A 25,511-nucleotide genomic window follows, 5' to 3' on the forward strand; every position below is an offset into this window, starting at 1 on the left:
CAGTCGCTGCGCTCCTTCGCTCTGGTCGCTCCAGAACGAGACGGGCCCCGAACCACCAAGGCGGACCGGCCGCATGCGGGAAACGGGGGTGGGGGTCGGATGCGGGCAGACGGGTGGTAGGGGGATCGAACGCGCCCGGGGGGGCGGCGGCGAATTCGGGCGGATGCTCCAGAACGAGACGGGCTCCGAACCACCAAGGCTGACCGGCCGCATGCGGGAAACGGGGGTGAGGTCGCATGTGGGCAGACGGGCGGTAGGGGATCAAACGCGCTGGGGGCGGCGGCGAATTCGGGCGGATGCTCCAGAACGAGACGGGCTCCGAACCACCAAAGCTGACCGGCCGCATGCGGGAAACGGGGGGATTGCATGCGGACGGACGGGCGGTAGGGGTCAAACGCGCCCGGGGGCGGCGGCGAGTTCGGGCGGGCGGGGAGTTTCGGAGGGGGAAACGCGCCCAGGGCGGCGGAGAGTTCGGGCGCGGCGAGAAATTACGGGGCGGGAAATCCAGTAGTGTGCGTGCATGGGTTATCCGGAGGATGCGCTGGCGCCCGATGAGGAGTTGATCCTGCATACCCACCCCCATTGGAAGATGCTGTTGTGGCCGGTGGCGACGCTTATCGTCGGAACCGCGCTGGCCGGTTTCCTGGGTGGTCTGGTGTGGCGTACCACCGAGGAGATGATGCGCTCGGTGTTGTTGCTGCTCATTCTGGCGATCTGGTTGGCGGTCCTGATCTGGCGCAGTATCGCGCCGATCATGGATTGGAAGTCGACCCATTTCATCGTGACCGACCGCCGGGTGCTCGTCCGGGAAGGTGTGCTGACCCACAGCGGTATCGATATCCCGATGAGCCGCATCTCCAGTGTCCAGTTCCGGCACGGCCTCGTGGATCGGATGTTCGGGACCGGGGAGCTGATCATCGGGTCCTCGTCCGAGGAGCCGCTGGAATACTCGGATATTCCGAATGTGGAGCGGGTGCATGCCTTGCTGTACCACCAGGTTTTCGAGGCCTCGCCGCGGCACGGTATCCACTGAGCCGCCGCGGTGTCTCGTGCGCGCTCCGTTGCCGGAGCGTGGGTATCCGGCCGGTGGACCGTAATCTGGTCGCATGACCGCCGTATTGCTGGGGGAAGACGACGAGGCCATTGCCGCGCCGCTCTCCCGGGCGCTGGGCCGCGAGGGATATTCGGTGACCGTGGAGAGTTTCGGTCCCACCGTGCTGGACCGGGCGCTGGAAGGACATCATGATCTGCTGATCCTCGATCTCGGGCTGCCGGGAATGGACGGTTTGGAGGTGTGCCGGCAGGTGCGGGCACGGGGCGCCGAGATGGCGGTGTTGATGCTCACGGCGCGCACGGACGAAGTGGATTTCGTGGTCGGCCTCGATGCCGGCGCCGACGATTACGTCGGTAAACCGTTCCGTCTGGCCGAGTTGCTGGCCCGGGTGCGTGCCCTGTTGCGGCGCAGCGGGATCGGTGACGACACGGTGGAGGTCGGCGGTATCCGGCTGGAACCGGCGGCTCGGCGCGTACTGGTCAACGGGGTGGAAGTCGGGCTGGCGAACAAGGAATACGAACTGCTGAAGGTGCTGATCGATCGGGCCGGTCAGGTGGTGGCGCGGGAGACGATTCTGCGCGAGGTCTGGGGTGACGCCGAGCTCCGCGGTTCCAAAACGCTCGATATGCATATGTCCTGGTTGCGCCGCAAGATCGGCGACGAGGGCCCGATGGCGGAACGGCGGATCGTCACCGTGCGCGGGGTCGGCTTCCGGCTGAACACAGACTGACGTGCGGCGCCGGATCCTGCGGTCGATGCTGACCGTACTGATGCTGACCACGGTGGTACTCGGCCTGCCGCTCACATACACCGCGTGGCTGTGGGTGGAGGACATCACCCGCAACGATCTGCGTGGCCGGTTGGAGCAGATCTCCGCCGAGGTCATCGGGCAGGAACACGGCCGGGGGGTGATCCAGGGCGGGCTGGATCTGCGCACCGTGGAACCGCTCGTCCCAGCGGGTGGCCGCCTCACGATCGTGTATCCGGCGCCGGAGGACAATGCCGTGAAGGTGGAGATCGGGGCCGTCACGATCGACGATCCACTGGTGGAATCCCTGTCGATGGGCACCGACGGTTCGCTGCGGCTGGAGGTTCCCGCGACGCCGATGCAGGCCCGGCAGCGGCAGGCGGTGGCCGGTGTGGGGCTGGCCGTGGTGATCTCGCTGGGGGCGGCGATAACTGTCGCCATTGTCACCGCGCGCCGGGTCGCCGACCCGATCCGCGATGTGGCGGCCCGGGCCGCCCGGCTCACCATGGGCGATTTCCGTGCGGATCCGCGCCGGCACGGTATCGCCGAGCTCGACCGGGTCTCCGATGTGCTCGATTCGGCGACCGTCGAGATCGCCGGCCGGTTGCAGCGGGAGCATGCGCTGGTGGCCGATGTCTCGCATCAGCTGCGGAGCCGGTTGACCGCTGTCCGGTTGCGGCTGGACGAACTGTCCACCCATTCCGATCCGGACGTGGTGCACGAGGCCGAGGAGGCCATGGCTCAGGTCGACCGGTTGACCGAGGCCATCGACGATCTGGTCCGGGCTTCCCGGGACGAGGACGCCACCGATCGCGATCCGGTTCCGGTGATGGACGAACTGCGCGGCATCGTCGCCGAATGGCGGCATCCCTTCCGGGAGGCCGGCCGGATGCTGGATCTGACCGGTGACGAATCGCTGCGCGCCCCGATCACCGGTTCGCGGTTGCGGGAGGCGGTGACGGTACTGGTCGACAATGCGTTGATGCACGGCGGTGGTACCTGCACGGTGTCGGTCCGCACGGTGCGTCCGGGCCGCGATCGCGATCCGCTGGTGTGTGTCCAGGTGGCCGACGAAGGGGTCGGGGTCAGCGACGAACTGGCACCGCATATCTTCGATCGCGGTTTCTCCGGCGCCGGATCCACCGGGGTGGGGCTGGCGCTGGCACGTGCGCTGATCGAGGCCGATGGGGGCCGGCTGGAGCTGCAACGCCGACGTCCCGCCCTGTTCGCGGTTTTCCTCGGTAAACCGCTGGCAGCGCGGACAGAGGGCCGGCGGGTGGGCGAACCGCGCTAGTGTGCGCGATCAGCGGCCCAGCGGCCGCCGGTGGTGTTCTTCCTCCACATAGTCCTCGAGCTGCTCGAGCATCTGGTCGACCTCGTCCGGGAAGACCCAGCGCCGCATCGCCCAGTACCGGAACGCCATCTGCAGCAGGTTGCCGATGAGGTAGGCGGCGATGAAGTCGGCGATGTTCTCCACCATGAAGCTGACCGTCGGCTGGTGCAGCTGGAAGGCATACCGGGAGACGTAGAGCGGGAGCATGCTGAGCACCACGCCCACCCCGCTGACGGCGAAGAACAGTAGTGCCTCGTGATGGCGTTCCCGCCCGCCGCGATTCTTGAACGACCATTCGCGGTTGAGGATGTAGGAGGCGATAACCGCGATAACGCCCGCGATGATCTTGGCGGTGACAGGCTTCTCCTCCAGCACCGTCCACTTCAGGGCGTAGAAGATACCGCCATCGATCACGAACGTGGTCGCCCCGACAATGGCGAACTTGATCAGCTCGCGTTGCCGGTAGGCGATATCCTGCAGGGGTTGCGGTAGGACGCGCACCACGCCGTCGACGAATGACACAAGGCCAGAGCATACCGCTAGCCGGTGTTCGCGCAGGACGTGACAGTATTGACCGACGTGAACGCTCGTAGATTCGATTCCGCGGCGATGCCGACCGTCACCATGGTCGGCGGCGGCCAGCTGGCCCGGATGACGCATCAGGCGGCCATCGCGCTGGGGCAGCGGCTCCGGGTACTGGCCGAACGGCCCGACGATCCCGCCGCCCAGGTCAGCCCCGATGTCGTACTGGGAAGTCATACCGATCTGGACGCGTTACGCCGCGCCGCCACCGGAGCGCACGCGCTGACCTTCGACCACGAGCACGTCCCCACCGAGCATCTGGAGAAGCTGGTCGCCGAGGGGGTCGCGGTGCTCCCGCCGCCGCAGGCCTTGCGCTACGCCCAGGACAAACTGGCGATGCGCACCGAGCTGTCCGCGCGGGGCCTGCCGGTACCGGCGTTCACCGTGGTCGAAGCCGAGGCGGACGCGGTGCGATTCGGCAACGAACACGGCTGGCCGATCGTGCTGAAAGCGATCCGCGGCGGATACGACGGGCGCGGCGTGTGGATGCCCGCCGACGCGGAGGAAGCCGCGAAGATCGCCGCCGAGCAGCTCGGCGCCGGCGTCGCGCTGCTCGCGGAGGTCCGGGTCGCGTTGAAGCGGGAACTGTCGGCGATGGTGGCCCGCTCGCCCTATGGTCAGGCGGCGACCTGGCCGGTGGTGGAAACCGTGCAGCGGCGCGGTCAGTGCGCCGTGGTGATCGCTCCGGCACCGGACCTGTCCGAGGACCTGGCCGCCGAGGCCGAGGAACTCGCGTTGCGGCTGGCCCGAGATCTCGGGGTGGTTGGGGCGATGGCAGTCGAACTGTTCGAGACCGACGGCGGGGAACTGCTGATCAACGAGCTGGCCATGCGCCCGCACAACTCCGGGCACTGGGGGATGGACGGTGCGCGCACCGGTCAGTTCGAACAGCATCTGCGCGCGGTGCTCGACTATCCGCTGGGCGATACCGGCCCGCTGGCCCCGGTGACCGTGATGGCGAATATCCTCGGTGCGCCCGAGGCGCCCGCGATGTCGATGGACGAGCGGCTGCATCATCTGTTCGCCCGGATGCCGGATGCCAAAGTGCATCTGTACGGCAAGGGCGAACGTAAGGACCGCAAGATCGGGCATGTGAACGTGCTGGGCGACGAGGTGGCCGCGGTGCGGGAACGAGCCGAGCGCGCGGCGCACTGGATGTCGCACGCGGTATGGACCGACGGATGGGATCCGCATGAGTGACGTGGTGGCAGGCAGTATTCCGGGTTCCCCCGCGGTCGGGTTGATCATGGGCAGCGATTCCGACTGGCCCACCATGGAGGCCGCGGCCGAAGCGCTGGCGGAGTTCGGGATCCGGTTCGAGGTCGGTGTGGTCTCCGCGCACCGCACTCCGCAGCGGATGCTCGACTACGCCCGTGAAGCCGCCGGCCGGGGCTTGCGGGTTCTCATCGCGGGTGCCGGCGGTGCCGCTCATCTGCCCGGGATGGTTGCCTCGGCGACCCCGTTGCCGGTGATCGGCGTCCCGGTTCCGCTGAAATATCTCGACGGTATGGACTCGTTGCTGTCGATCGTCCAGATGCCGGCCGGGGTCCCGGTGGCCACTGTCTCCATCGGCGGCGCCCGTAATGCGGGTCTGCTGGCCGCCCGCATACTCGGTGCTTCCGACCCCGCCCTGCGGGAGCGGATGGAACAGTTCCAGGCCGGGCTGGAGACCATGGTCCGCGAGAAGGACGAGGCGTTGCGCAAGCGGCTGCTGGGCTGACACCTCTCGCCACTGGGGAGTGTCCCGCCGTCGCCTTACGCTCGGACCGTCGGGTCGGATTGTGGGTCAGGTAGGTGTCGGTGGCGGAGTTCCCTTTCGCGACGGTGACCGCGAACGAGTTGTCTTTCGCTGAACGGGACGAGCGGTATCGCCGGCTGCACGACTGGCCGCAGCCGACGTACCGGCACTCCTCCGGATTGCGGATGATCTGGAAGTACGAGGATGTCCGCGAGGTGCTGGAGGCCGCCTCCGCCGCGATAACCCCGGCCAACGCACTGGAGCCGCTGGTCGGATATCCGCGGGTCGCCGCCACTCCGCGTGCGATTCCGCACCTGGTCCGCCATCTCGTGCCGTTGCCGGCGAAGGCGACCGCCGACCTCACCGATCGGCGGCTGCACAAGAAGGTATGGGACACGATGTCCGGGCCGGCCGGTCATTTCCGGATCCCGGCGGCGGACAGGCCGCGGCAGGCGGCGGCGATGGAGCAGCATTTCCACGCCGCACTCGACGAACTCGAAACCGGCACAGGCGAATTGGATCTGACCGCACTGTCGATCGCCTACGCCACGCGGGTGACGGGGTCGATGGTCGGTCTGCCGGCCGCGGAGTGGCGCCGTGTCGCGGTATGGAGCGGAGCCCAGTCCGGGCTGCTGGGGCGGCGGATGCGTGGTCGCGAACTGGCCGGGGCGGTGGCGGCGCTGGGCCAGCTTTTCACGGTGAGCGGCCGGGCCGTCGATCACAATCTGCGCAGCGGGACCGTCGGTTTCGCGACCCGGTTGCGGGATGCCGGGATACCGCGCCGGGTGGCGGTTTCCGCGATGGCGAACTCCCTGGCGGCCGGGGTTCACACGGTGAGCGGCACGATCCAGCAAGGTGTCCAGCGGCTGCTCAGTGACCCCGACCGGATCTGGTGGGACATGCTGGCCGAGCCGGACACGGCCGGGCGGGTTGCCGCCAAGATGCTGCAACTGGATCCGGGCCTGGTCGCCTGGAAGCGACGGGCATTGCGGCCCGTCACGCTCGCCAGCGGTACGGAGTTGCCGGCCGGGCCGGTGCTGGTGATGTTCGCCGCGGCCAACCGCGATCCGGCTGCCTTTCCGGACTGCCTGAGTCTGCGGCGGGGCGGGAAAATGCCCTTGACCTTCGGTTTCGGCGCGCATACCTGCCCGGGCAAACAATGCGCGACGCTTGCGGTGGAGGTTTTCCTGCACCAATTGCACGCCCTGGTCCCGGAAGCTCGTCTCGCCGCCGGCCCGCCGGATCCGCGTCCCGGCCCCGACCTGCTGTTCAGTGGTGCGCGGGTGCGCCTCGCCCGCGACCGGCGAGTCTGACGGCCCGGGCCCGCCGCTCGATACGGTGGCGCCATGGACAACGAGGAAACCGCGCGCCGGCCCGGCGGGGCCGAGCTCGTCCGATTCCGGCTGGGCGTGGTGGACGAGGCGTTGCGCCTGTTCGCGGACCAGGGCTATGAGGCGACGTCGGTGGATGAGATCGCCGAGGCGGCCGGTATCTCGCGGCGCACCTTCTTCCGGCAGTTCCGGTCCAAGGAAGATGTGATCTTCGCCGATCACGAGGCGCAGCTCGCCGCGGCCCAGGAGTATCTGCAGCAGGCGCAGATCGATCCGTGGGAGGCGGTCTGCGAGGCAGTCGTGCAGGTTTTCGAGCGATTCACGCGGTGGCGCGATATCGCCGAGCGGCGCTACCACGTGGTGCGCCGGGTGCCGGCTCTGCGCGATCGCGAGATCGTGACGGTGTTCCGGTACGAGCGCTTGTTCACCGACTATCTGCGCGAGCGGCTGCCCGATTCCTCGGACCTGGCGCGCGTGCAGTTCACGGCCGCGGTGACCGCCACGCACAATTACCTGTTGCGCCGGATGGTCCGCGGCGAGTCGGCGGCCGGGCCCGCCGATCTGCGCGCGGAGTTGAGCACGATCCCGCGCGGTGATCGGCGTCCGGCCGGCGAGGACGAATTGGTGCTCGCGGTTTTCCGTCGCGACCTTCCCGCCCGGCATATCGCCGAACTGCTGCACCAGCGTCTCGGCAGTTTGGCGGAGACCCCCACTGATTGACACTGGGTGCCAGACCGTACTGGGATAGCAGTGCCTTGCAGGCGGTATAGTGGGAAGAAATCTGACACCGAGTGCCGACCAGTGGCACCGCACCGGCAAACAGGAGTGAACCCCAATGGCGGGAAACCCGGATTTCGATCTGTTCAAGCTCGAGGATTTCCACGACGAGTTGCGTTCGGCCATCCGCGCCCTGTGCGAGAAGGAGATCGCCCCGCACGCCAAGGATGTGGACGAGCACGCACGCTTCCCGGAGGAGGCGCTGACGGCACTCAATGCCGCCGGCTTCAACGCCGTGCACGTACCGGAGGCCTACGGCGGCCAGGGCGCCGACTCGGTGGCGACCTGCATCGTGATCGAGGAAGTCGCCCGGGTCTGTGGTTCTTCCTCGCTGATCCCGGCCGTCAACAAGCTCGGCACCATGGGCATGATTTTGAACGGTTCCGAGGAGCTCAAGCAGCAGGTGCTGCCCGATATCGTCAACGGCGAGATGGCGTCCTATGCGCTGTCCGAGCGGGAAGCCGGTTCGGACGCGGCCGGTATGCGCACCCGCGCCCGGCAGGAGGGTGACGACTGGATCCTCAACGGGTCCAAATGCTGGATCACCAACGGCGGCAAATCTTCCTGGTACACCGTGATGGCTGTCACCGACCCGGACAAGGGCGCCAACGGGATCTCGGCGTTCCTGGTGCACAAGGACGACGAAGGTTTCGTGGTCGGTCCGCTCGAGCACAAGCTGGGTATCAAGGGTTCACCGACCGCCGAGCTGTACTTCGAGAACTGCAAGATCCCCGGCGACCGGATCGTCGGCGAACCGGGCACCGGTTTCAAAACCGCTCTGCAAACCCTCGACCACACCCGCCCCACCATCGGCGCGCAGGCCGTGGGTCTCGCACAGGGCGCCCTGGACGCTGCCCTGGCCTACACCAAGGACCGCAAGCAGTTCGGCACCGCCATCGCCGATTTCCAGAACACGCAGTTCATGCTCGCCGATATGGCGATGAAGATCGAGGCCGCGCGGCTGATGGTCTACACCTCCGCGGCCCGCGCCGAACGCGGCGAGAAGAACCTGGGCTTCATCTCGGCGGCCGCCAAATGCTTCGCCTCCGATGTGGCGATGGAGGTCACCACGAACGCGGTGCAGCTGTTCGGCGGCGCGGGCTACACCACCGATTTCCCGGTGGAGCGGATGATGCGCGACGCCAAGATCACCCAGATCTACGAGGGCACCAACCAGATCCAGCGGGTCGTCATGTCCCGCGCCCTGCTCAAGGGCTGACCGCCCCGGCGAGCGCCCCATCAGCGATCTATCCGTCGGCGGGGCGCTGAGTCGCTGTCGGCCATAATGTGCACGTTCGGCCGCAAGCTGTGTGCACGTTTGGCCGCTACCATCTCGCCGGGTCCGACACGACGATCAGATGAACTCGATCGGGGCGCTCTGGTGCTGGAACACGATTGTGTCTTCGTATGCCTCAGCGTCGTTGACCCCGTTCGGGGGTGTGTACAGATAGTCGCCGACTCCCATCACCACTTCCCCGACCCGGAGACTGCCACTGAGCAAGAACAGCTCTTCTCCCTCGGGGTGGCGATGGGCTCCGCTCCTCGCACCCGCTGCGAATCGCAGCAGCGCTGCCCCGGCTCCGGCCATATCCGGCGGTAGCTCTCCACGTTCGACACCGGGGGCGATCTCGGACCATTCGACATCGCCCAGACGGATATGCAACATACCTGCGTTCATATCAATCAACTCTGCGGCAGCGCCTGGTAACCGGCAACCGTGATCGACGCTACCCGGAACCGAAACACCATCGGCTCGACGAAACTGTTGATGGTTCGGCTCGTGCCGTCCGGTCGTGGAGCGAGAGGTCAGGGGGAATTCGGATTCGGGACGAACAGTGGTGGGGCGATGCCCACCGGGGCGATTTTCGTACCGGACCACGGGCATCGGGTGCGACTGTCGAGTGGGTGGTCGCATACTCGATCGTCGTGGACGGTGGCGTGCGGGCCGGGGCACAGGCCCGGGCAGGCTATGGCAACCACCGGTCCGGTCAGGTTCCGGCGGATGAATATGCGTAACTGCCGCAGTTTGATCCATGGGCCCTGGCCGCACTCGCACCGAGGGTGGTCGGTGACTTTCATACCCACCCATGGGCATTCGCCGGGTACGTTTCTCCAGTGCTCGGCGATCCGCCCGTTCACTATGGTCGTGCCGCGGAGGCAGTGCTGGGTTTCCGGGCATCGGTAACGGCCGGAAACCGATGTCGCGCACAGCATTTCGAGATGAATCCAGGGTTCGTTTCCGCAATGACACCCGGATCTGTTCTTTTGGGGCATGGGGTGACCTCATGTGTTCATGGATTCGTGGGACCCGGACGCGCGGAATCGGCGTACGAGCGTCGAACTAGTGGTTTATGCTTCCTAAACCTTCGGACCGGAGTGCGCCGAGTGGTATTTAGGGGGAATAAACACGGATATTACGTCGACCGGCCGATGAGGTCAAGAGGGGCTCTCTAAACTCAGGGTGTGGCTGGCACAAGCGAGTTCGAGCAAGTCCGTTCCGATCCGGATCCGGTACGCCGTGGACGGCGGGCGACCGAACTGATCACGCTCTACCAGCAGCGGGCCCTCGAATTGGCGCGGCTTCGTAAGGAGGCGATCGAGGAGGCCCACCGGAACGGGTTGAGCTATACCGAAATCGCGGATCTGCTCGGGATCACCAAGGGGCGGATCAGTCAGATCAAATCAGGGGCGCCGCCGGCGGAGCGCGCCTTCTTCGGTGTCGGTCCCGTCGCGGTCGGGATCCCCCGGCGAGATACGGCAGACGGCCGGAACGGTTCCGCCGATATCAACGATCGGGCGGCCCGGGAACTCATCGAGAAAGTCCTGAGCCGCTTGTCCCTGGCCTCGTCACGATTCGAGATAGACCCGGGCACCGAGGAAGTGCCGCCCGGGGACACCGTGGTGATCTGTGATCCCGATTCGGCTCGGGTGGGGCAGCGGCTGATGGCCGATGACGACGCACTGAGGCTGGACAAGGTCGACGGCGAATGGTGTCTCGTCGAGAAGGCCACCGGGCGCCGGTACATATCGCCCGTCCGCGCCGACCCGGCGAGTCGTACCGATATCGGATTCCTCGGCCGCCGTGAGGAGGACGGGCGCGTTATCGTCCATATCGCGGGTATGACGGGCGCGGGCTCGCACGGTGTCGCGCATTGGCTGGACAGCAACCTGCCTTCGCTCTACGAGCCGTCCACCCGATCTGCCAGCGCGGTCGTCGAATGCGATTTCGACTCCGATCAGTCGATCACCGACAGTCGTACGGTCGCGGGGCCGTTCACCGCACGGGAATGACCGGCCGTCCGCGCGCGACGCCGACGATATAGCGCAATCTGGTGCGTCGCCGGCGCGATATGTCCATTGCGCAACTGCGGGCCACACCCGCTGTCCGGTGAGTGGGCCCGTGCGGCGGTACCGGCCGATGTCGTGGATCATGGAGCGGTGAGCGATACCGATCTCGTGGACGTGACCATCAGCGGACCGGATGAAGAATGGCTGGCGGAGTTCACTCATCGGCTCGTATCGGACCGGCTGGCCGCGTGCGGCAACATCATCCCGGAGGTGCGGTCGATCTACCGGTGGGAGGGGGCCGTGGAGGATGCTTCGGAGGCGATCGTCGTACTGCACACCCGGGCCGCGCTGGTTCCCGAGATCGTGGAACGCGCGAACTCCGAGCACCTCGACGAGGTACCTCAGGTCGTCGCGGTGCCGATCGTGGGCGTGAATCCCGCCTACGGGCAGTGGATCCTGGACGAGACCGCCGGCTGAGCATCCACCGCGCCCGGCCGGCCGGGACGGAACCGGTCAGCGGTGCACCAGGTCGGCGTACTCGGGATGAGCGCCGATGTAATCGTCGACGTACCAGCAGGTGGCCAGCACTTCGTAGCCCGCGGCCCGGGACTCGTCCAGCGCGTACTTCACCACCTGGGCGGCCACCCCGCGACCCCGGAATTCCGGGAAAGTGATCGTGTGATGGAAATTGCGGACCTTCGGGCTCGCGGTTTCCGCGTAGTCGGCATAGCCGGCCAGCGAGCCGTCGAGATAGATCTCGAAGCGGGTATCGGCGGCGTTGTGTCGGAGTTCGGTGGTCACCTCAGTTGGAACGGCCGGTCGTACCGGGTTTGTTCCGGGCGGTGGTGATCGAACGGCGGGGCCGGGTCGATTTCCCGCCGGCACAGCTCAGAGGACAGCGCCGGGGTTGAGGATGCCGTGCGGGTCGAGCGCGTCCTTGATCCGGCGGGTCAGCGCCATCACCTCGGGACCCAGCTGATCGGGCAGCCAGGCCTTCTTCAAACGCCCGACCCCGTGCTCACCGGTGATGGTGCCGCCGAGGGCGATGGCCAGGTCCATGATCTCGCCGAAGGCGCGGTGGGCGCGTTCGGTTTCCTGGGGGTCGTCCGGATCGTGAACGATCAGCGGGTGGGTGTTGCCATCGCCGGCGTGCGCGATCACCGACACCGTGACCTCGTTGCGCCGGGCGATCTCGGCGACCCCGGTGACCAGATCACCGAGACGGGGCAGCGGCACCCCGACGTCCTCGAGCAGTAGCCGGCCGATCCGCTCGACCGCCGGGATTGCGAAACGGCGGGCGGCGGTGAAGGCTTCGCCCTCCTCGGCGTCCGCGGTTTCGAATACCTCGGTCGCGCCCGCGGCCCGGCATGCTTCCAGCATTACCCGGGCCTCTTGGGTGGCGTGCTCGCCCGGCGCGTCGGACCGTGCGACCAGCAGCGCCGCGGCGGTCCGGTCCAGTCCCATCCGCATCTCGTCCTCCACCGCGTTGATCGCGACGGAATCCATGAACTCCAGCATGGCGGGCCGCAGTGCGCCGGTGATGGCGAGTATTGCCTCGATGGCGGCGGTGAGCGTGCCGAACGAGGCGACGACGGTGCACTGCGCGGGTTGTGCCGGCAGCAGGCGCAGGGTGAGTTCGGTGATCACGCCGAGCGTGCCCTCGCTGCCGACGAACATCTTGGTCAGCGACAACCCGGCCGAATCCTTCAACCGCGGCCCGCCCAGCCGCACCGCGCTGCCGTCGGCCAGTACTACTTCCATGCCGAGTATGTAGTCGGTGGTCACGCCGTATTTCACACAGCACAGCCCGCCCGCGTTGGTGGCGGCGTTACCGCCGATGGAACAGATCTCGAACGACGAGGGGTCCGGCGGGTACCACAGTCCGTGTTCCGCCGCGGCCCGCTTCACCTCGGAGTTGAGGAGCCCTGGCTGGACCACGGCGGTCCGGGTGACCGGGTCGATCCGGATATCGCGCATCCGCTCGGTGCTGAGCACGATTCCGCCGTCGAGCGCGGTGGCGCCGCCGGACAGCCCCGAACCGGCGCCGCGCGGCACCACCGCGACCCGGTGCTCATCGGCCCAGAGCAGGGTTTCACGCACATCCGCGGTACCGGTCGCGCGGACGACAGCGGCCGGGTTACCGGCACCGGGATCCAGTGCTCGGTCCTGCCGATATCCGGCGACGATATCGGGATCGGTGACGACGGCACCGGCAGGCAGCCGGTCGGTCAATGCGCGCAGGTCCACGCTGCCAACGGTAGCGCCCGGACCCGGATCGTTGTGCCGCGTGACAGCGCGGAATTACCGCGCCCGCCCTTCAGCGCGCCCATAGGCGCGCTTCCGCGTCTTCGCTGCCGGAGCGGACGGTCTTCTCCCCGGCCACCGGCGGCCAGGAGAGTTTCAGATTCCTCGGCCGCGGGTGCTGTTCACCGATTCCGCGAGTCGCGCTTCCGATTCCGCGTCGAATGCGGTGTCCCGGGCGGCGAGCGCCGCGCGAACGTCTTCTTCGACCAGGTCGGCGTTTATCTGTGCTCCGGCGGCGGCGCCCGCCGCGGCCGAGGCGCCGACCTGAGCCGAAAGGTCGGTGACATTGCCGGCGGCCCAGATTCCGGCGACCTCCGTGCGTCCGGTGGCATCGGTGGGAACATAGCTGCCGATTCCGGCCGGGTGTTCGGTCGCGTCCAGCCCGAGGTCGTTCAGGAAATCCGTCCGCGCGACCATCCGCGTACCGACCGCGACAACCTCCCGCGCGACTACCGTCCCGTCCGCGAGGCGCACCCCGGTGATCCCGTTGCCGCCCACTTCGATTCCGGTGACCTTTCCGGGTACCACGCGAATACCACGGGCGGCCAGCCGTCCGGCCTCTTCGGCGGTGGGTTCGGGGCGGTCGTCGGTGAAGAACACGATGTCGTCACTGAGCTGGCGGAACAACTGGACCTGGTGCAGGGCCATCGGGCCGGTGCTCAGTACGGCGATGGCGCGGTCGCGTACCTCCCAGCCGTGGCAGTAGGGGCAGTGCACGACATCGTTGCCCCAGCGTTCCCGCAGGCCGGGGATATCCGGTAGTTCATCGATCAGGCCGGTTGTCACGAGCAGTCGTCGCGCCCGGACCGAGCGCCCGTCGCTCAAGGTGACGGTGAAGCTGTCGTTCTCCCGGACCGCTCCGACGATCTCGCCGGAAACGATATGACCGCCGTAGTGCCGTACTTCGGAGCGGCCTCGCTCCAGTAGTTCCGCGGGCGGCATCCCGTCGCGGGCCAGTAAGCCGTGCACTCCTTCGGCGGGGGCGTTACGTGGACGGCCGGCATCGATCACCGCCACCCTTCGCCGTGAGCGGGCCAGCATCAGTGCCCCGTTCAGTCCGGCCGCTCCACCGCCGGCCACCACCACGTCGTAGCTGTTCTCCAGTTGTCCGGTCAACTCGACCACCTCCTCGGTGCCGACTATCCGCAACTCCTGTCATATCGGCAAGGAAATTTGCCGATACTGCAAAGCGTCGAGTGGTCAACCGTTCGCATCCCGCCGCCGCGGGAGTGCCCGAAATGGTCCGTGATCTCCGGGTTTGCCGGCCGCTCACCTGCTCGTCACCTATCCCTGCGACGCTGACCGCGTGCAGGGACTGGCGACGAACGCTGAAACGTGGGCGAGCCGGTTCGCCCGGTGGTGCGCGGCCGTGGTGGCGCGATTGCCCTGGGGTCTGGACCGGATAGTCCCCCCGACCTTTCTCGGCTTCGCGTTGATCAACAGTTTCACCTTCGGCGTCGATCTGCTGATCCTGACTGTGATGCGCAGCGGGCTCGGCCTGCCGGGCTGGTTGTCGGTGACGGTCGGCTATGCCTGTGCGTTCGCGCTGGCGTTCTATCTCAATCGCACCCTCAATTTCCGCTCCCACGCCCCCGCCGGACGGCAAGCCGTGGTCTACACGGTGGTGGTGGTGATCAACTACCTCGCCTTCATCCTCGGCGTGGGGGCCGGGCTCGCCGGGTGGGGCGTGCAGTACCACGTGTCCAGGATCCTGGCGGGTGCTTGCGAAGCGGTATACATGTATTCCGCGATGCGCTGGGTGGTCTTCCGCAAACGACCGTCATGATCGCCGCACCGGCCGGACATCACGGTCCCCGGGACCTGCCGGCAACGTCACTCGACCGCCGCCCGCCCGTGCCGCTTATCCGGTGAGGCAGCGGGTTTCGCCGGCATTGTGGACGACAGCGTCCGCGTCGGTGAGTGCCCAGTGGGCGATACCGTCGGCGCGGTACCGCGCGGCGAGGGTGCTGCCCGCTCCGGTGGGGTCGGTGGCGGAGTCGATATGCGGCACTATCGGCCGGTCGATGAGCCCGAGACCGGACCAGAGGGGTTCGATACCGCAGGTGGGCGGTACTTCGTCCGGGTCGTCGGCGGTTTCCATCCCGTACAGGTCGGGGCTGAGCAGACAAGCGCCCGCGCTGTAGCCCGCGTAGAGGAAAGTGTCGGCGGCCAGCAGGTCGGGCAGGACCCGGTCGGCGCCGCTGCGAGCGAACTGGGCGCGCAGGACGAAGGTGTTTCCGCCGCGCACCCAAACCACGGGGTACTGCGTCAGTTCGCGCGCCAATTCTGCCGGCCGGCCGATATATTCGCGCAGATCCAGCTCCCGCGGTGTGTAGCCGAGGCGGCGCAGCGGCACCAGTTCACTGGTCATCGCCCCCGCGCGGGCCTGCGGCCAGGCGTCACAGGCGTTACCGATCACCGCGACCGGGCCGGGTGCGCCGGCCAGTTCGGCGAACACATCGAAGTGGTCGCCGAACCGGTAGCTGGAGAGAAAAAGGCGCACAGCCCGGATAGTACGGGTCAGATGGTGAACGCCAGGTTCCGGACGATCTGCCGGCCCAGTTCCGCGTCGCCGCGGAAGGTGATCCGGTCCAGGACCGCCTCGGGGTCCACCCGGCCGCCGCCGAGCCGGACCAGCAGGCCGGAGTCCAGTGCCACTGTGACGGTGGAGTCCCCGCCGGGCGTGTCCACATAGCGAGCGCGATCGCCGACCTCGATGTGCAGGGTCCGGGCGAGCGGGCCGGACAGTTCGAAGGTGATCAGCGAACCGGCCGGGGCCTTCCCGCGTTTCGCGACAACTCGCGGCAGTGATTGCGCGAATTCGGTGAAGGCCGCGGCGCCCCGCGTTCCGCCCTCGTCGACCCGCTCGCCCAGGGCGTCCGCGATATCGAGTTCGTGCATCCAGCAGTCGAACAGCCGGACCCGCATGAACCGCGCGTAGGGCACCTCGCCGACCGGCGACTGCGAGGGAGCCAGCCAAGCCTGATCGTCCATGGCGGCCAATGCTTTCCGGCGCCGGTCGATCACCTCGTGATACATCCGGAGCAGTTCCGCACCGGTCCGTGACCGCAGCCGCTGCAACCAGATCTCGTTCATCGCCCCGATGTCGTTGCGCACATGCGGCAGGGTCTTGACGTCGATATCGGGTGTCTGCGCATCCCGAGCCGGGGGTTTCTCACCCAGCAGCAGTGATTCGGTGCCGATGATATGGCCGATCACATCGAAGATGGTCCATCCGGGCAGGGGGGAGGGGGTGCGCCACTGGTTCTCGTCGAGCCCGGTGACCAGATCGGTGAGGGCGTCGAACTGGCCGGACAGCAGGGCAGTGAGTTCGGGGCGAGTGGGGAGGTCGTTCATCGGCGGTGCCTTCCGTGGGCTGGTCGGAATTCGGGCCGAACCGTTCGTGCTCAGCGCGGATCGGTATCGGTTTCGGCGGTCGAGGTGTCCAGGGCGGCCAAACCGGCGCGCAGTGCGGCGGCGACCCGCTCCGGTTCGTTCGGGCGGCGCAGCAGCAGGCCGCTCGCGAACCGGAACTTGTCCCCATGTTTGCGGGGCAACACATGCAAGTGCACGTGGCCGACCGTTTGGAACGCCGCCTTACCGTCGTTGATCAGCAGGTTCGCGCCGTCGGCCGCGAAATCGGGGCCCTGTACCGCTCGCGCGATCCGATGGCCGATCCGGAACAGTTCCGCACCGGCCTCGGTATCGAGTTCGGACAGGTCGGTCGCGTGGCGTTTCGGGATCACCAGGGTGTGTCCCCGGGTGATCGGCCGGATATCGAGGAACGCGCAGACGGTGTCGTCCTCGTAGACCCGGTGGGCCGGCGCGGTGCCGGCCACGATCCGGCAGAAAACGCAGTCGCTCACACCTCGCGACTCTACGGCGTAAGGCGGCGGCTGGTCCCGGTGCGGGCGAATCGGATTGGCAAACTTTTCAGACCGGTGGGCAGGGTTGTCCAGATATTCGGTCTGATCTGCATTTACCGATGTGAAGATGGGCGACCCGCGGATGCGAATGTGACGGGCATCTCAGCTAATCTCACTCGGGCCGATGTACGGTGGCGAGGATTTTCGGGCGGGTGTGTTCGCGAACACCCCGCCCGGCGCCGTGATCGGCGGCCGGACTGCAGGAGAGGGAAGACAGACAAGTGGAGACAACGCAGACCGTGAGCGATTCGTCGCCGCGCGGGGCGCGTGTCGGTGTCGTTCGCGAAACCGCCGCGGGCGAGCGGCGGGTCGCCCTGGTACCGAAGATCATTCCGACCTTGGTGAAACAGGGTGTGGAGGTCGTGGTCGAAGCCGGAGCCGGACTGGGCGCGCTCATTCCCGATACCGCCTACACCGAGGCCGGTGCGACCATCGGCGACGCCTGGTCGGCCGATGTGGTCGTGAAGGTCGCGCCGCCGACCGATGCCGAGGTCGCGAAGCTGTCCGCGGACCAGACCCTCATCGGATTCCTGGCCCCGCGCAACGCCGACAACCAGATCGACGCGCTGAAGAAGGCAAAGGTCCAGGCGTTCGCGGTGGAGGCGATTCCGCGTATCTCGCGGGCGCAGGTGATGGACGCGCTGTCCTCCCAGGCGAATGTCGCGGGATACAAGGCAGTGCTGCTGGCGGCGTCGGAATCGACCCGTTTCTTTCCCATGCTGACCACCGCCGCCGGCACCGTGAAACCGGCGACGGTCCTGGTGCTCGGCGTCGGGGTGGCAGGCTTGCAGGCGCTGGCCACGGCCAAACGCCTGGGCGGCCGGACCACCGGCTACGACGTGCGGCCGGAGGTCGCCGATCAGGTGCGCTCGGTGGGCGCCCAGTGGCTCGATCTCGGGATCGACGCCGCCGGTGAGGGCGGTTACGCCCGCGAACTCACCGAGGAGGAGAAGGCGAAACAGCAGCAGGCGCTGGAAGACGCGATCAAGGGTTTCGACGTGGTCGTCACGACCGCGCTGGTACCGGGCCGCCCGGCACCTCGCCTGGTGACCGCCGCCGCGGTCGAGGGTATGAAACCGGGCAGCGTGATCGTCGACCTCGCCGGTGAGACCGGCGGCAACTGCGAACTCACCGAACCCGGCGAGACCGTGGTGAAGCACGAGGTGACGATCTGCTCGCCGCTGAACCTGCCCGCCACCATGCCCGAGCACGCGAGCGAGCTGTATTCGAAGAATATCGCCGCGCTGCTGGAGCTCATGCTCGTCGAGGGTGAGCTGAAACCGGATTTCTCCGATCAGGTGCTGGCCGATTCCTGCGTCACCCGTGACGCCGAACCGACAACGAAAGCCGAATGATGTACAGCGAGCTGCTGGCGAATATCGCGATCCTGGTGCTGTCCGGATTCGTGGGTTTCGCGGTGATCTCCAAGGTCCCCAACACCCTGCACACCCCGCTGATGTCGGGGACCAACGCGATCCACGGCATCGTCGTCCTGGGTGCGCTGGTCACCCTGGGCCGGATGGAGGACCCGTCGATCGGGGTGCAGATCATCCTGTTCGTGGCCGTGGTGTTCGGAACGCTGAACGTGATCGGCGGTTTCGTGGTCACCGACCGGATGCTGGGCATGTTCAAAGGCAAGAAGCCCGGTGCGGGTGCCGAGAAGGCAGGTAAGTGACCCATGGACAATCTGGTCGATATCCTCTACATCCTGTCCTTCGCCCTCTTCATCTACGGCCTGATGGGGCTGACCGGCCCGAAGACCGCGGTCCGGGGTAACTGGATCGCGGCGGCCGGTATGGCGATCGCCGTGGTGGCGACGCTGATCGCGGTCCGCGATACGAACAACTGGATCATCATCGTCGCCGGTCTCGTGGTCGGTGTGCTGCTGGGTGTGCCGCCCGCCCGCTATACGAAGATGACCGCGATGCCCCAGCTGGTGGCGGCGTTCAACGGTGTCGGCGGCGGTACGGTCGCGCTGATCGCATGGGCCGAATTCATCGATACCACCGGCTTCTCGGTGTTCCATCACGGTGAAGAGCCGACGGTGCACATCATCGTCGGGTCGCTGTTCGCCGCGATCATCGGTTCCATCTCGTTCTGGGGTTCGCTCATCGCGTTCGGGAAACTGCAGGAGATCCTGCCCGGCCGTCCGATCGGACTCGGGAAACTCCAGCAGGTGGTGAATCTGCTGCTGCTGGTCGTCGCTGTCGCGGCGGCCGTGGTGATCGGTCTGGGTGCCGCCGACGGCGGAGTATCGCAGGCGTGGATGATTCTGCTGCTGCTGGCCGCGGGTGTGCTGGGCCTGATGGTGGTGCTGCCGATCGGTGGCGCGGATATGCCGGTGGTCATCTCGCTGCTGAACGCGCTGACGGGTCTGTCTGCGGCGGCGGCCGGCCTGGCGTTGAACAACACCGCCATGATCGTGGCGGGCATGATCGTCGGCGCCTCGGGCACCATCCTCACCAACCTGATGGCCAAGGCCATGAACCGTTCGATCCCGGCGATCGTCGCGGGTGGTTTCGGTGGTGGCGGCGCTGTCGCCGCGTCCGGTGACGGCGAACAGAAGCAGGCCAAGGCCACTTCGGCGGCCGATGCCGCGATCCAGATGGCCTACGCCAACCAGGTGATCGTGGTGCCCGGGTACGGTATGGCCGTCGCCCAGGCGCAGCACGCGGTGAAGGAAATGGCCGGGCTGCTGGAGGCCAAGGGGGTGGAGGTCAAATACGCCATCCACCCCGTGGCCGGCCGGATGCCCGGGCATATGAACGTGCTGCTCGCCGAGGCCGAGGTGTCCTACGACGCCATGAAGGAAATGGACGATATCAACGGCGAATTCGGCCGCACCGATGTCGCCCTGGTGATCGGCGCCAACGATGTCACCAACCCGGCCGCCCGCGAGGATTCCGCCAGCCCGATCTACGGGATGCCGGTCCTCAACGTCGACCAGGCGAAATCGGTGATCGTGCTGAAGCGTTCGATGAACAGCGGTTTCGCCGGTATCGACAACCCGCTCTTCTACGCCGACCACACGGCCATGCTGTTCGGTGACGCGAAGAAATCGGTGGGTGCGGTGACCGAGGAACTCAAAGCACTGTAACCACCTGGAATACCGTGCGGCCCCGGCGCGGGTTCGGTCCGATACCGAGCCCGCGCCGGGGCCTTTCTCCTGTTACCGTCGGCGAATGGATCTCGGCGCAAAGCTGTTGCGAACGCGGTGGTTCGTGCGAGCCCCGATCTGGGCGTTCCGGGCCCGGCTGGGATTCCTGTTCGGCGGCCGGCTGCTGCTGTTGGAGCACACCGGCCGCACCTCCGGGAAAACGCGGTACGTGGCATTGGAATCGGTGGACCGCCCCGACCCCGATACGGTGATCATCGCCTCCGGTTTCGGCGAGACCTCGCAGTGGTACCGCAACCTGCTGGCCGATCCGAGCTGCCGGGTGAGCGTCGGGACACGCCACCGGGCATCCGCGGTGGCCCGGCCGCTCGACCGTGAGGAGACGGCCGAGGTGCTGGCCGGATACCGTATCCGCCACCCGAAGGCCTACCGGAAACTGAGCGGCATCATCGAGGAGACCACCGGCCGGGATATCGAGTCCGTCCCCATGGTCGAGCTGTCGCTACGCTCCTGAACTCCCGGAAAACCGGTGGACGCTGCTGTGCCGGCGGGCAGATCATTGGCGGCGATGCCCGAACGCAACGAACCACTTCGCCTGATCGAATTCGACCCCACCGCCGCCGACCCGGCGGACTCCATGCCGTGGTCGGCCGCCCTCGATTCCTATTCCACGCCTCGCGACCTCCTGGACATGCTGACCCTCAGCCTGTTCGGTCGCGGCGTGCAGCCCTACTACCGGAAGCAGCAACTGGACCGGGTGCGGCCGGACGCGCCACTGCGGCCACCGGACTCGCGGATCGCGCGCTCGGTGATCGAATCCGATTCGCAGTCGATCCTCGTACTGGGGGACGGGTGGACGCTGCGCTCCGACCGGTGGGCCGATAAATCGGCCACGCTGGAGGTTATCGCCGTCAGCGACGAACTGGCCGAACGGATCATCGGAGAATCTGCGCGTGATGCCGAGGTGGCAACGGATACCGACCAGACCTCGGTCAAAATGGGTTTCTGGCATCAAGGTGACCGCGGGCCCGTCCGGCGGGCCCTCCCGGTCACGACGCCCGAGTGGCCGGAGATCCGGGGTAACTACAGCGCCCCCGTGGCGGGCGCGCTGGACCGGCTGATGGCATCGGGGCCGAAGGATATTCGCGGCCGGCTGCTGCTACTGCACGGCCCACCCGGGACGGGTAAGACCACGGCCCTGCGGTCGCTGGCCCGAACCTGGTCGCCGTGGTGTCAGGCCGATTGTGTACTCGACCCGGAACAGCTGTTCGCCAAACCCGGATACCTGATGCGGGCGACAATGGGCGCCGAAGGCGAGGACGACGAATCGGACCGCTGGCGGCTGCTGATTCTGGAGGACTGTGACGAGCTGATCCACGCCGAAGCCAAATCTTCCTCGGGGCAGGGGCTTTCCCGGCTGCTCAACCTCACCGACGGAATGCTGGGCCAGGGCCGTGACGTGCTGGTCGCGATCAGTACCAACGAGGATCTGTCGCGGTTGCATCCGGCCGTGACCCGGCCCGGCCGCTGCCTGGCGCAGGTGGAGATCGGCAAACTGACCCCGGCCGAGGCACGGTCCTGGCTGGGCGATACCCCTGCCGATGTGCCGGCCGCGGGGGCCACACTCGCCGAACTCGTCGCACTGCGGGACCGCGCCGAGAGTATCGCGGTGCGCACGGAATACACCGACGGTGGGATGTACCTCTAGCGAGTTCCGGGCCGTCCCGTCTCCGCGAGGAACAACCCCGTAGCCCGCGGACGTGCACGCCGATTAGGGTTGACGGGGTGGATGCATTGGCGGCACTGCTGGAGGGCCCGCGGGCGCGGGGTGCCTTCGTATTGCGTTCGGTGCTCAGCCCACCGTGGTCCCTGCGTATCCAAGACGAATCGCCGTTGACGCTCGTGGCAGTGGTCCGGGGGTCGGCGTGGGTGCTCACCACCGACGGCGAGCAGCGCCGGATCGCGGCCGGCGATATCGCGGTGTTGCGGGGTCCGGAGCCCTATATCGTCGCAGATGATCCCGCGACCGAACCGCAGATCCTCATCAACCCGGGGCAGGTCACCACAACCCTGGACGGTGAAGTGCTCTGCGAGACGATGAGTCTGGGTGTGCGGCAGTGGGGTAATGACCCGGACGGGGAAACGGTTGTGGTCACCGGATCCTACGAATACGCGGGTGCGGTCAGCCGGCGATTACTGCGCGCTCTGCCACCGATGCTGGTGGTGCCGCCAGGCCGGTCCGATGATCGGCTGCTGGACCTGCTGACGGACGAAACCGTCAAAGAACTCCCCGCCCAGGGCGTGGTGCTGGACCGGCTGCTGGACCTGCTGCTCATCGCGACCCTGCGCACCTGGTTCTCCGGCGCCGCGGCCCCACCCTGGTATCACGCCTACGGTGACCCCCTGGTCGGCAAGGCACTGCGGTTGTTGCAGCACAACCCCGCCCACGCCTGGACCGTGGCCGCGCTGGCACAGGAGGTCGGTGCGTCGCGGGCGGCGCTGGCCCGCCGGTTCACCGAACTGGTCGGAGAACCACCCATGTCATTCCTCACCGAATGGCGGCTCGACCTGGCCGCCGACCTGCTACAGGGCACCGAGGACACGGTGGAGGCCATCGCCCGCCAGGTCGGCTACGGCAGCGCGTTCGCCTTGAGCACCGCTTTCAAGCGGCACTTCGGAGTCAGCCCGCGGGAACACCGGGCCGGCAGCGCGGCTGCGGTCTCTTCGGCCAGTTGATGTCCCCGAGGTCATCCGTAGCGCTGCCCGGACACTGGTCACCGAGGACCCGGGAACCCAGCGCGCGCCGCAGACCACAGGTTCGCAGGTTCAATTGCGATGGGCGTCGCAGCGCCGCACGGAAACGAGATCAGGTACTCCATCCCCGCGGCTCCCAAGTCTGAAAAAAAGATCGCGCCAACTGGGCCACGCGCCGTCGCTACTGCGAATTTCCACCAGTCCGAAGATCGACTCCCCGATACTCGCATGCACCAGTTTCGGCAGAAGAATCCTGTTTCCGACGAAGAAGACAATGGGTATGAGCAATGCCAGGAAAGCAAGGAGTGCCGCCACCGGCGGTGAAAACTTCGTCTCCAGCATCAGACCGAACACTGCAACCAGCGCCGCGACGAAGGAGCAGGATTGCAGGACAAAATTGATCGACGAGGCACCGAAGGCGCGTAGTTCCCGTGATGACGGATACCGTGTATCACCGTCGGCCCCATGATATTCCGGCAAAAAATTCGGCGAATTCGTCAGGCCGAAGGCATCCCCCGATCTCATCGGTCGATCATGACACACCTTCCGCAATCGAGCACATCGCCACTACACCAGGACCACTCGTCCGCCCTGCTACTACGGGAGATGGCCTGTCTCACCGGAATTGACCGGTTCTGCTGCCCTGGATAGGATCCGGGGTGATGCGCGCTCGACTTCATTTGCCGAAAGATCGAGCGACCTGAGAAGTTCTGCTAGGGGGTGTCGATGACAGCCGATCTGGACCGTGCCATAGAGGGGTTCGCGCAGATGGCCGCGGACGCGGAGCGGAGAAGCGAGCGGTTCGCCGAGTTGCAGGAGCGGATGACCTCTCTGACGGCGACCGAGTCGGGGGCCGGCGGTCGAGTCAGCGTCACTGTGGACAGCAGCGGGATTCCGACGGCGATCGATCTCGCGCCGAGTGCACGGGAGATGGATTCGCGTGCGCTGTCGGCGAGATCCTGTCTTGTATGCGGCGGGCACAAGGAAAACTTCGGCCGGGTGTTGCCGGACTGGTCCAGGATGTAGTCGGCGAGGACCCGGCCGGAGCCGCGCTCGTCGAGGGGTTCAACCAGCGCTTCCCGGAGCCGGAGGCGACTGCGACGACGACGGCACAGGATCTCGGCCTGCCGCAGGCCGACCGTTTTCCGCCTCCCGTTACCACTCCGCCTCGCCACCAGGATCCTGCGGCCCCGCCGGTATGGGGTTCGGCGGGATCGCCCCCGGAGCCGCGGCCACGCAAATACGATCGCGATCGGGTTGTCACTCCGGATGAACCCGACGAAGAGGATGAGTACTACCGGCGGAAATCGTGGCTGGTGTAAATCGATGACCACCGATCCCGACGCCGTGTCGGTCGATCCCGATGAAGTGCGAAATCACGCGAACAACGTCGAGGCGCTCATGGGGAGCCTGGACAAATGCTTGGAAGCCGCGAACTATCTCGGCGCGGCAGACGACGGATACGGTGCCTGGCCACGGCCACTGATCACTTGGTTCTTGGATGACAACCATCGGTCGACTATCGAGGTGATCCGCGCAGTCGCTGAACGCGCCGCCCAGGTATCGGAGAAGCTGAAAGCGACGGCGACGTCCTTCGAAGACACAGACGGGTCGTTGTCGACGACCTTGCAGGGACTGCAGGCGACGATCGGAGAAACCGAATGAGCGAATTCGACGACGCCGCACTGCCCGAGAATTCGCTCATCGACCAGAATTCCCACTATTCCAACACCTACTTCCAAGAGGATGTCTCCTGGCTGTCCAATGTGGGACTCGAAGGAGATCAGAAGACCGGCGGTCTGGGCGTCCTCAAAGGAACCTTCGCGGGCGACGCGTGGGATGTCTACGGAAACCTGCGTGCCGGCGACAATGTCGAGGCGCTCTTCGGTGCGGTAGGTCTATCCGTGAGTGTTGCCGATGCGATCAAGGATCCGTTCGCATTCGCCGGAACCCAGGTCGCCAAATGGATGCTGGAGCATATCGAGCCGCTCAAGCAGGCCTACGAGCAGCTGTCCGGAAATCCCACGATCGTGGATGGGTATTCGAAGTCGTGGCAGAAGATTTCGGATGAACTGTCCACCGTGAAGAACACTTGGCCCGGCACGATCGAGAAGGACATCGGCACATGGTCCGGTAGTGCGGGCGATGCGTACCGCAACCATGCCAAAGACATTCTCACCGCGATCGACACGGCTGCGGCCGCGGCCGCTTCGCTCAGTAAGAGTATGGAGCTGGCGGCGAAAGTCGTTGCGATCGTCCGAGATCTGGTGCGCGATATCATCGCCTCTCTGCTCGGCGCGGCGATCGGATACACGATAGAACTGGCGGTCACCGCAGGCGCTGCCGCGGGGCATGTCATCGCCTCGTTCCTGGCGAAGCTCGCAAAGAGCAGTCTGGATACGATGACCTACCTGAAGAAGCTCGAGGACATAATCTATAGCTTCGATACATATCGGGAGCCGCTCGCCAAGGCCCTCACAGCCCTGATGCCCACGATCACCTCCTGGGTGGGCTCCCTCAGCCAAGAGGGCACACAGCCTGCAACAACGTAGCCGGTTCGC

Annotated in this window: 29 protein-coding genes; 20 read left to right on the forward strand and 9 right to left on the reverse strand. The window is 66.7% G+C overall.

Annotation, left to right across the window (positions count from 1 at the left end; translation table 11 throughout):
* Window positions 1-520 precede the first annotated feature (520 nt).
* The 3 genes from ABZ827_RS26570 to ABZ827_RS26580 all read left to right on the forward strand — a co-directional run bounded on the left by ABZ827_RS26570 (window position 521) and on the right by ABZ827_RS26580 (window position 3,096).
* Window positions 521-1,033 carry a PH domain-containing protein gene (locus ABZ827_RS26570; RefSeq protein WP_357242056.1) on the forward strand — a complete coding sequence of 171 codons (513 nt, stop codon included), beginning with the start codon at window positions 521-523 and terminating at the stop codon, window positions 1,031-1,033.
* Between the two features lie 73 nt (window positions 1,034-1,106).
* Window positions 1,107-1,784 (forward strand): response regulator transcription factor, encoded by a 678-nt coding sequence (locus ABZ827_RS26575; RefSeq protein WP_357242059.1) that lies wholly within the window; start codon window positions 1,107-1,109, stop codon window positions 1,782-1,784.
* A 1-nt stretch (window position 1,785) separates the two neighbouring features.
* Window positions 1,786-3,096 (forward strand): HAMP domain-containing sensor histidine kinase, encoded by a 1,311-nt coding sequence (locus tag ABZ827_RS26580; protein ID WP_357242061.1) that lies wholly within the window; start codon window positions 1,786-1,788, stop codon window positions 3,094-3,096.
* A gap of 9 nt (window positions 3,097-3,105) precedes the next feature.
* Here ABZ827_RS26580 and ABZ827_RS26585 read toward each other — a convergent pair whose 3' ends face one another.
* Window positions 3,106-3,657 carry a GtrA family protein gene (locus ABZ827_RS26585; protein ID WP_357242064.1) on the reverse strand — a complete coding sequence of 184 codons (552 nt, stop codon included), beginning with the start codon at window positions 3,655-3,657 and terminating at the stop codon, window positions 3,106-3,108.
* Between the two features lie 57 nt (window positions 3,658-3,714).
* Here ABZ827_RS26585 and ABZ827_RS26590 point away from each other — a divergent pair, with 57 nt between their 5' ends.
* The 5 genes from ABZ827_RS26590 (at window position 3,715) to ABZ827_RS26610 (ending at window position 8,782) form a co-directional block, all read left to right on the forward strand.
* Window positions 3,715-4,917, forward strand: a complete 1,203-nt coding sequence (locus ABZ827_RS26590; RefSeq protein ID WP_357242067.1) for a 5-(carboxyamino)imidazole ribonucleotide synthase — start codon at window positions 3,715-3,717, stop codon at window positions 4,915-4,917.
* Window positions 4,910-5,437, forward strand: a complete 528-nt coding sequence (gene purE / locus ABZ827_RS26595; RefSeq protein ID WP_357242070.1) for a 5-(carboxyamino)imidazole ribonucleotide mutase — start codon at window positions 4,910-4,912, stop codon at window positions 5,435-5,437. Before ABZ827_RS26590 ends, purE begins: the two co-directional genes overlap by 8 nt.
* Before the next feature lie 80 nt (window positions 5,438-5,517).
* Window positions 5,518-6,768, forward strand: a complete 1,251-nt coding sequence (locus ABZ827_RS26600) for a hypothetical protein (protein ID WP_357242073.1) — start codon at window positions 5,518-5,520, stop codon at window positions 6,766-6,768.
* A gap of 33 nt (window positions 6,769-6,801) precedes the next feature.
* Complete coding sequence (locus ABZ827_RS26605; protein ID WP_357242076.1) at window positions 6,802-7,506, forward strand: TetR family transcriptional regulator; 705 nt, start codon at window positions 6,802-6,804, stop codon at window positions 7,504-7,506.
* 115 nt (window positions 7,507-7,621) lie between these two features.
* The gene (locus ABZ827_RS26610) at window positions 7,622-8,782 is read left to right on the forward strand and encodes an acyl-CoA dehydrogenase (protein WP_357242079.1); all 1,161 of its coding nucleotides are present in this window, start codon (window positions 7,622-7,624) and stop codon (window positions 8,780-8,782) included.
* 135 nt (window positions 8,783-8,917) lie between these two features.
* Here the strand turns inward: ABZ827_RS26610 and ABZ827_RS26615 are convergent, their stop codons facing one another.
* The gene (locus tag ABZ827_RS26615) at window positions 8,918-9,241 is read right to left on the reverse strand and encodes a cupin domain-containing protein (protein WP_357242082.1); all 324 of its coding nucleotides are present in this window, start codon (window positions 9,239-9,241) and stop codon (window positions 8,918-8,920) included.
* Window positions 9,242-10,026: 785 nt separating this feature from the next.
* On the opposite strand from ABZ827_RS26615, the gene ABZ827_RS26620 reads away from it, so the two are divergent.
* Both ABZ827_RS26620 and cutA read left to right on the forward strand, forming a co-directional pair.
* A complete protein-coding gene (locus ABZ827_RS26620) occupies window positions 10,027-10,854 on the forward strand; it encodes a sigma-70 family RNA polymerase sigma factor (RefSeq protein ID WP_357242085.1) in 828 nt (275 codons plus the stop codon).
* 147 nt (window positions 10,855-11,001) lie between these two features.
* The gene (cutA, locus tag ABZ827_RS26625) at window positions 11,002-11,328 is read left to right on the forward strand and encodes a divalent-cation tolerance protein CutA (protein ID WP_357242088.1); all 327 of its coding nucleotides are present in this window, start codon (window positions 11,002-11,004) and stop codon (window positions 11,326-11,328) included.
* 36 nt (window positions 11,329-11,364) lie between these two features.
* On the opposite strand, the gene ABZ827_RS26630 is transcribed toward cutA, so the two are convergent.
* From ABZ827_RS26630 to ABZ827_RS26640, 3 genes are all read right to left on the reverse strand, one after another.
* The gene (locus ABZ827_RS26630) at window positions 11,365-11,652 is read right to left on the reverse strand and encodes a GNAT family N-acetyltransferase (protein ID WP_357242091.1); all 288 of its coding nucleotides are present in this window, start codon (window positions 11,650-11,652) and stop codon (window positions 11,365-11,367) included.
* Window positions 11,653-11,739: 87 nt separating this feature from the next.
* Entirely contained in the window at window positions 11,740-13,098 is a 1,359-nt protein-coding gene (locus tag ABZ827_RS26635; RefSeq protein WP_357242094.1) for an FAD-linked oxidase C-terminal domain-containing protein, read from the reverse strand.
* Window positions 13,099-13,251: 153 nt separating this feature from the next.
* Entirely contained in the window at window positions 13,252-14,271 is a 1,020-nt protein-coding gene (locus ABZ827_RS26640) for an NAD(P)/FAD-dependent oxidoreductase (RefSeq protein WP_357242097.1), read from the reverse strand.
* 199 nt (window positions 14,272-14,470) lie between these two features.
* Between ABZ827_RS26640 and ABZ827_RS26645 the strand changes: the two genes are divergently transcribed.
* Window positions 14,471-14,941, forward strand: coding sequence for a GtrA family protein (locus tag ABZ827_RS26645; protein WP_357242296.1), 471 nt, complete (start codon window positions 14,471-14,473; stop codon window positions 14,939-14,941).
* Between the two features lie 75 nt (window positions 14,942-15,016).
* Here the strand turns inward: ABZ827_RS26645 and ABZ827_RS26650 are convergent, their stop codons facing one another.
* The 3 genes from ABZ827_RS26650 to ABZ827_RS26660 are packed head-to-tail and all read right to left on the reverse strand — an operon-like array spanning window position 15,017 to window position 17,021.
* The gene (locus ABZ827_RS26650; RefSeq protein WP_357242100.1) at window positions 15,017-15,658 is read right to left on the reverse strand and encodes a Type 1 glutamine amidotransferase-like domain-containing protein; all 642 of its coding nucleotides are present in this window, start codon (window positions 15,656-15,658) and stop codon (window positions 15,017-15,019) included.
* 17 nt (window positions 15,659-15,675) lie between these two features.
* Window positions 15,676-16,512, reverse strand: a complete 837-nt coding sequence (locus ABZ827_RS26655) for a maleylpyruvate isomerase family mycothiol-dependent enzyme (RefSeq protein ID WP_357242102.1) — start codon at window positions 16,510-16,512, stop codon at window positions 15,676-15,678.
* Window positions 16,513-16,562: 50 nt separating this feature from the next.
* On the reverse strand, window positions 16,563-17,021 hold the full coding sequence (locus ABZ827_RS26660) for an HIT family protein (protein WP_357242105.1): 459 nt from the start codon (window positions 17,019-17,021) through the stop codon (window positions 16,563-16,565).
* 281 nt (window positions 17,022-17,302) lie between these two features.
* Here ABZ827_RS26660 and ABZ827_RS26665 point away from each other — a divergent pair, with 281 nt between their 5' ends.
* From ABZ827_RS26665 to ABZ827_RS26690, 6 genes are all read left to right on the forward strand, one after another.
* Complete coding sequence (locus ABZ827_RS26665; RefSeq protein WP_357242108.1) at window positions 17,303-18,436, forward strand: Re/Si-specific NAD(P)(+) transhydrogenase subunit alpha; 1,134 nt, start codon at window positions 17,303-17,305, stop codon at window positions 18,434-18,436.
* A complete protein-coding gene (locus ABZ827_RS26670; RefSeq protein ID WP_357242299.1) occupies window positions 18,436-18,756 on the forward strand; it encodes an NAD(P) transhydrogenase subunit alpha in 321 nt (106 codons plus the stop codon). The genes ABZ827_RS26665 and ABZ827_RS26670 overlap by 1 nt, the downstream gene beginning before the upstream one ends.
* A 3-nt stretch (window positions 18,757-18,759) precedes the next feature.
* On the forward strand, window positions 18,760-20,178 hold the full coding sequence (locus ABZ827_RS26675) for an NAD(P)(+) transhydrogenase (Re/Si-specific) subunit beta (RefSeq protein ID WP_357242110.1): 1,419 nt from the start codon (window positions 18,760-18,762) through the stop codon (window positions 20,176-20,178).
* 85 nt (window positions 20,179-20,263) lie between these two features.
* A complete protein-coding gene (locus ABZ827_RS26680) occupies window positions 20,264-20,710 on the forward strand; it encodes a nitroreductase family deazaflavin-dependent oxidoreductase (RefSeq protein ID WP_357242112.1) in 447 nt (148 codons plus the stop codon).
* A gap of 54 nt (window positions 20,711-20,764) precedes the next feature.
* Window positions 20,765-21,904: a DUF5925 domain-containing protein gene (locus ABZ827_RS26685; RefSeq protein ID WP_357242115.1), complete on the forward strand. Its 1,140-nt coding sequence runs from the start codon at window positions 20,765-20,767 to the stop codon at window positions 21,902-21,904.
* Window positions 21,905-21,981: 77 nt separating this feature from the next.
* Window positions 21,982-22,932 carry an AraC family transcriptional regulator gene (locus ABZ827_RS26690; protein WP_357242118.1) on the forward strand — a complete coding sequence of 317 codons (951 nt, stop codon included), beginning with the start codon at window positions 21,982-21,984 and terminating at the stop codon, window positions 22,930-22,932.
* 90 nt (window positions 22,933-23,022) lie between these two features.
* Here ABZ827_RS26690 and ABZ827_RS26695 read toward each other — a convergent pair whose 3' ends face one another.
* Entirely contained in the window at window positions 23,023-23,475 is a 453-nt protein-coding gene (locus ABZ827_RS26695) for a hypothetical protein (RefSeq protein WP_357242121.1), read from the reverse strand.
* 201 nt (window positions 23,476-23,676) lie between these two features.
* Between ABZ827_RS26695 and ABZ827_RS26700 the strand changes: the two genes are divergently transcribed.
* From ABZ827_RS26700 to ABZ827_RS26710, 3 genes are all read left to right on the forward strand, one after another.
* Window positions 23,677-23,976: a YbaB/EbfC family nucleoid-associated protein gene (locus ABZ827_RS26700; RefSeq protein ID WP_357242124.1), complete on the forward strand. Its 300-nt coding sequence runs from the start codon at window positions 23,677-23,679 to the stop codon at window positions 23,974-23,976.
* A 300-nt stretch (window positions 23,977-24,276) separates the two neighbouring features.
* Window positions 24,277-24,615, forward strand: coding sequence for a type VII secretion target (locus ABZ827_RS26705; protein WP_357242127.1), 339 nt, complete (start codon window positions 24,277-24,279; stop codon window positions 24,613-24,615).
* Entirely contained in the window at window positions 24,612-25,502 is an 891-nt protein-coding gene (locus tag ABZ827_RS26710) for a hypothetical protein (protein WP_357242130.1), read from the forward strand. Before ABZ827_RS26705 ends, ABZ827_RS26710 begins: the two co-directional genes overlap by 4 nt.
* The last annotated feature ends 9 nt before the right edge of the window (window positions 25,503-25,511 follow it).

Origin of the sequence: Nocardia sp. NPDC019395 (genome assembly GCF_040632335.1) — a bacterium.
Classification (GTDB): domain Bacteria; phylum Actinomycetota; class Actinomycetes; order Mycobacteriales; family Mycobacteriaceae; genus Nocardia.

Excerpts from the sequence above, each read along its gene's own strand:
- ABZ827_RS26570 (WP_357242056.1), top strand. The coding sequence starts at position 521 with ATGGGTTATCCGGAGGATGCGCTGGCGCCCGATGAGGAGTTGATCCTG.
- ABZ827_RS26575 (WP_357242059.1), top strand. The coding sequence starts at position 1,107 with ATGACCGCCGTATTGCTGGGGGAAGACGACGAGGCCATTGCCGCGCCG.
- purE (WP_357242070.1), top strand. The coding sequence starts at position 4,910 with ATGAGTGACGTGGTGGCAGGCAGTATTCCGGGTTCCCCCGCGGTCGGG.
- ABZ827_RS26605 (WP_357242076.1), top strand. The coding sequence starts at position 6,802 with ATGGACAACGAGGAAACCGCGCGCCGGCCCGGCGGGGCCGAGCTCGTC.
- ABZ827_RS26610 (WP_357242079.1), top strand. The coding sequence starts at position 7,622 with ATGGCGGGAAACCCGGATTTCGATCTGTTCAAGCTCGAGGATTTCCAC.
- ABZ827_RS26615 (WP_357242082.1), bottom strand. The coding sequence starts at position 9,241 with ATGAACGCAGGTATGTTGCATATCCGTCTGGGCGATGTCGAATGGTCC.
- ABZ827_RS26655 (WP_357242102.1), bottom strand. The coding sequence starts at position 16,512 with ATGAACGACCTCCCCACTCGCCCCGAACTCACTGCCCTGCTGTCCGGC.
- ABZ827_RS26670 (WP_357242299.1), top strand. The coding sequence starts at position 18,436 with ATGTACAGCGAGCTGCTGGCGAATATCGCGATCCTGGTGCTGTCCGGA.
- ABZ827_RS26675 (WP_357242110.1), top strand. The coding sequence starts at position 18,760 with ATGGACAATCTGGTCGATATCCTCTACATCCTGTCCTTCGCCCTCTTC.
- ABZ827_RS26680 (WP_357242112.1), top strand. The coding sequence starts at position 20,264 with ATGGATCTCGGCGCAAAGCTGTTGCGAACGCGGTGGTTCGTGCGAGCC.
- ABZ827_RS26685 (WP_357242115.1), top strand. The coding sequence starts at position 20,765 with ATGCCCGAACGCAACGAACCACTTCGCCTGATCGAATTCGACCCCACC.
- ABZ827_RS26695 (WP_357242121.1), bottom strand. The coding sequence starts at position 23,475 with ATGAGATCGGGGGATGCCTTCGGCCTGACGAATTCGCCGAATTTTTTG.
- ABZ827_RS26700 (WP_357242124.1), top strand. The coding sequence starts at position 23,677 with ATGACAGCCGATCTGGACCGTGCCATAGAGGGGTTCGCGCAGATGGCC.
- ABZ827_RS26705 (WP_357242127.1), top strand. The coding sequence starts at position 24,277 with ATGACCACCGATCCCGACGCCGTGTCGGTCGATCCCGATGAAGTGCGA.
- ABZ827_RS26710 (WP_357242130.1), top strand. The coding sequence starts at position 24,612 with ATGAGCGAATTCGACGACGCCGCACTGCCCGAGAATTCGCTCATCGAC.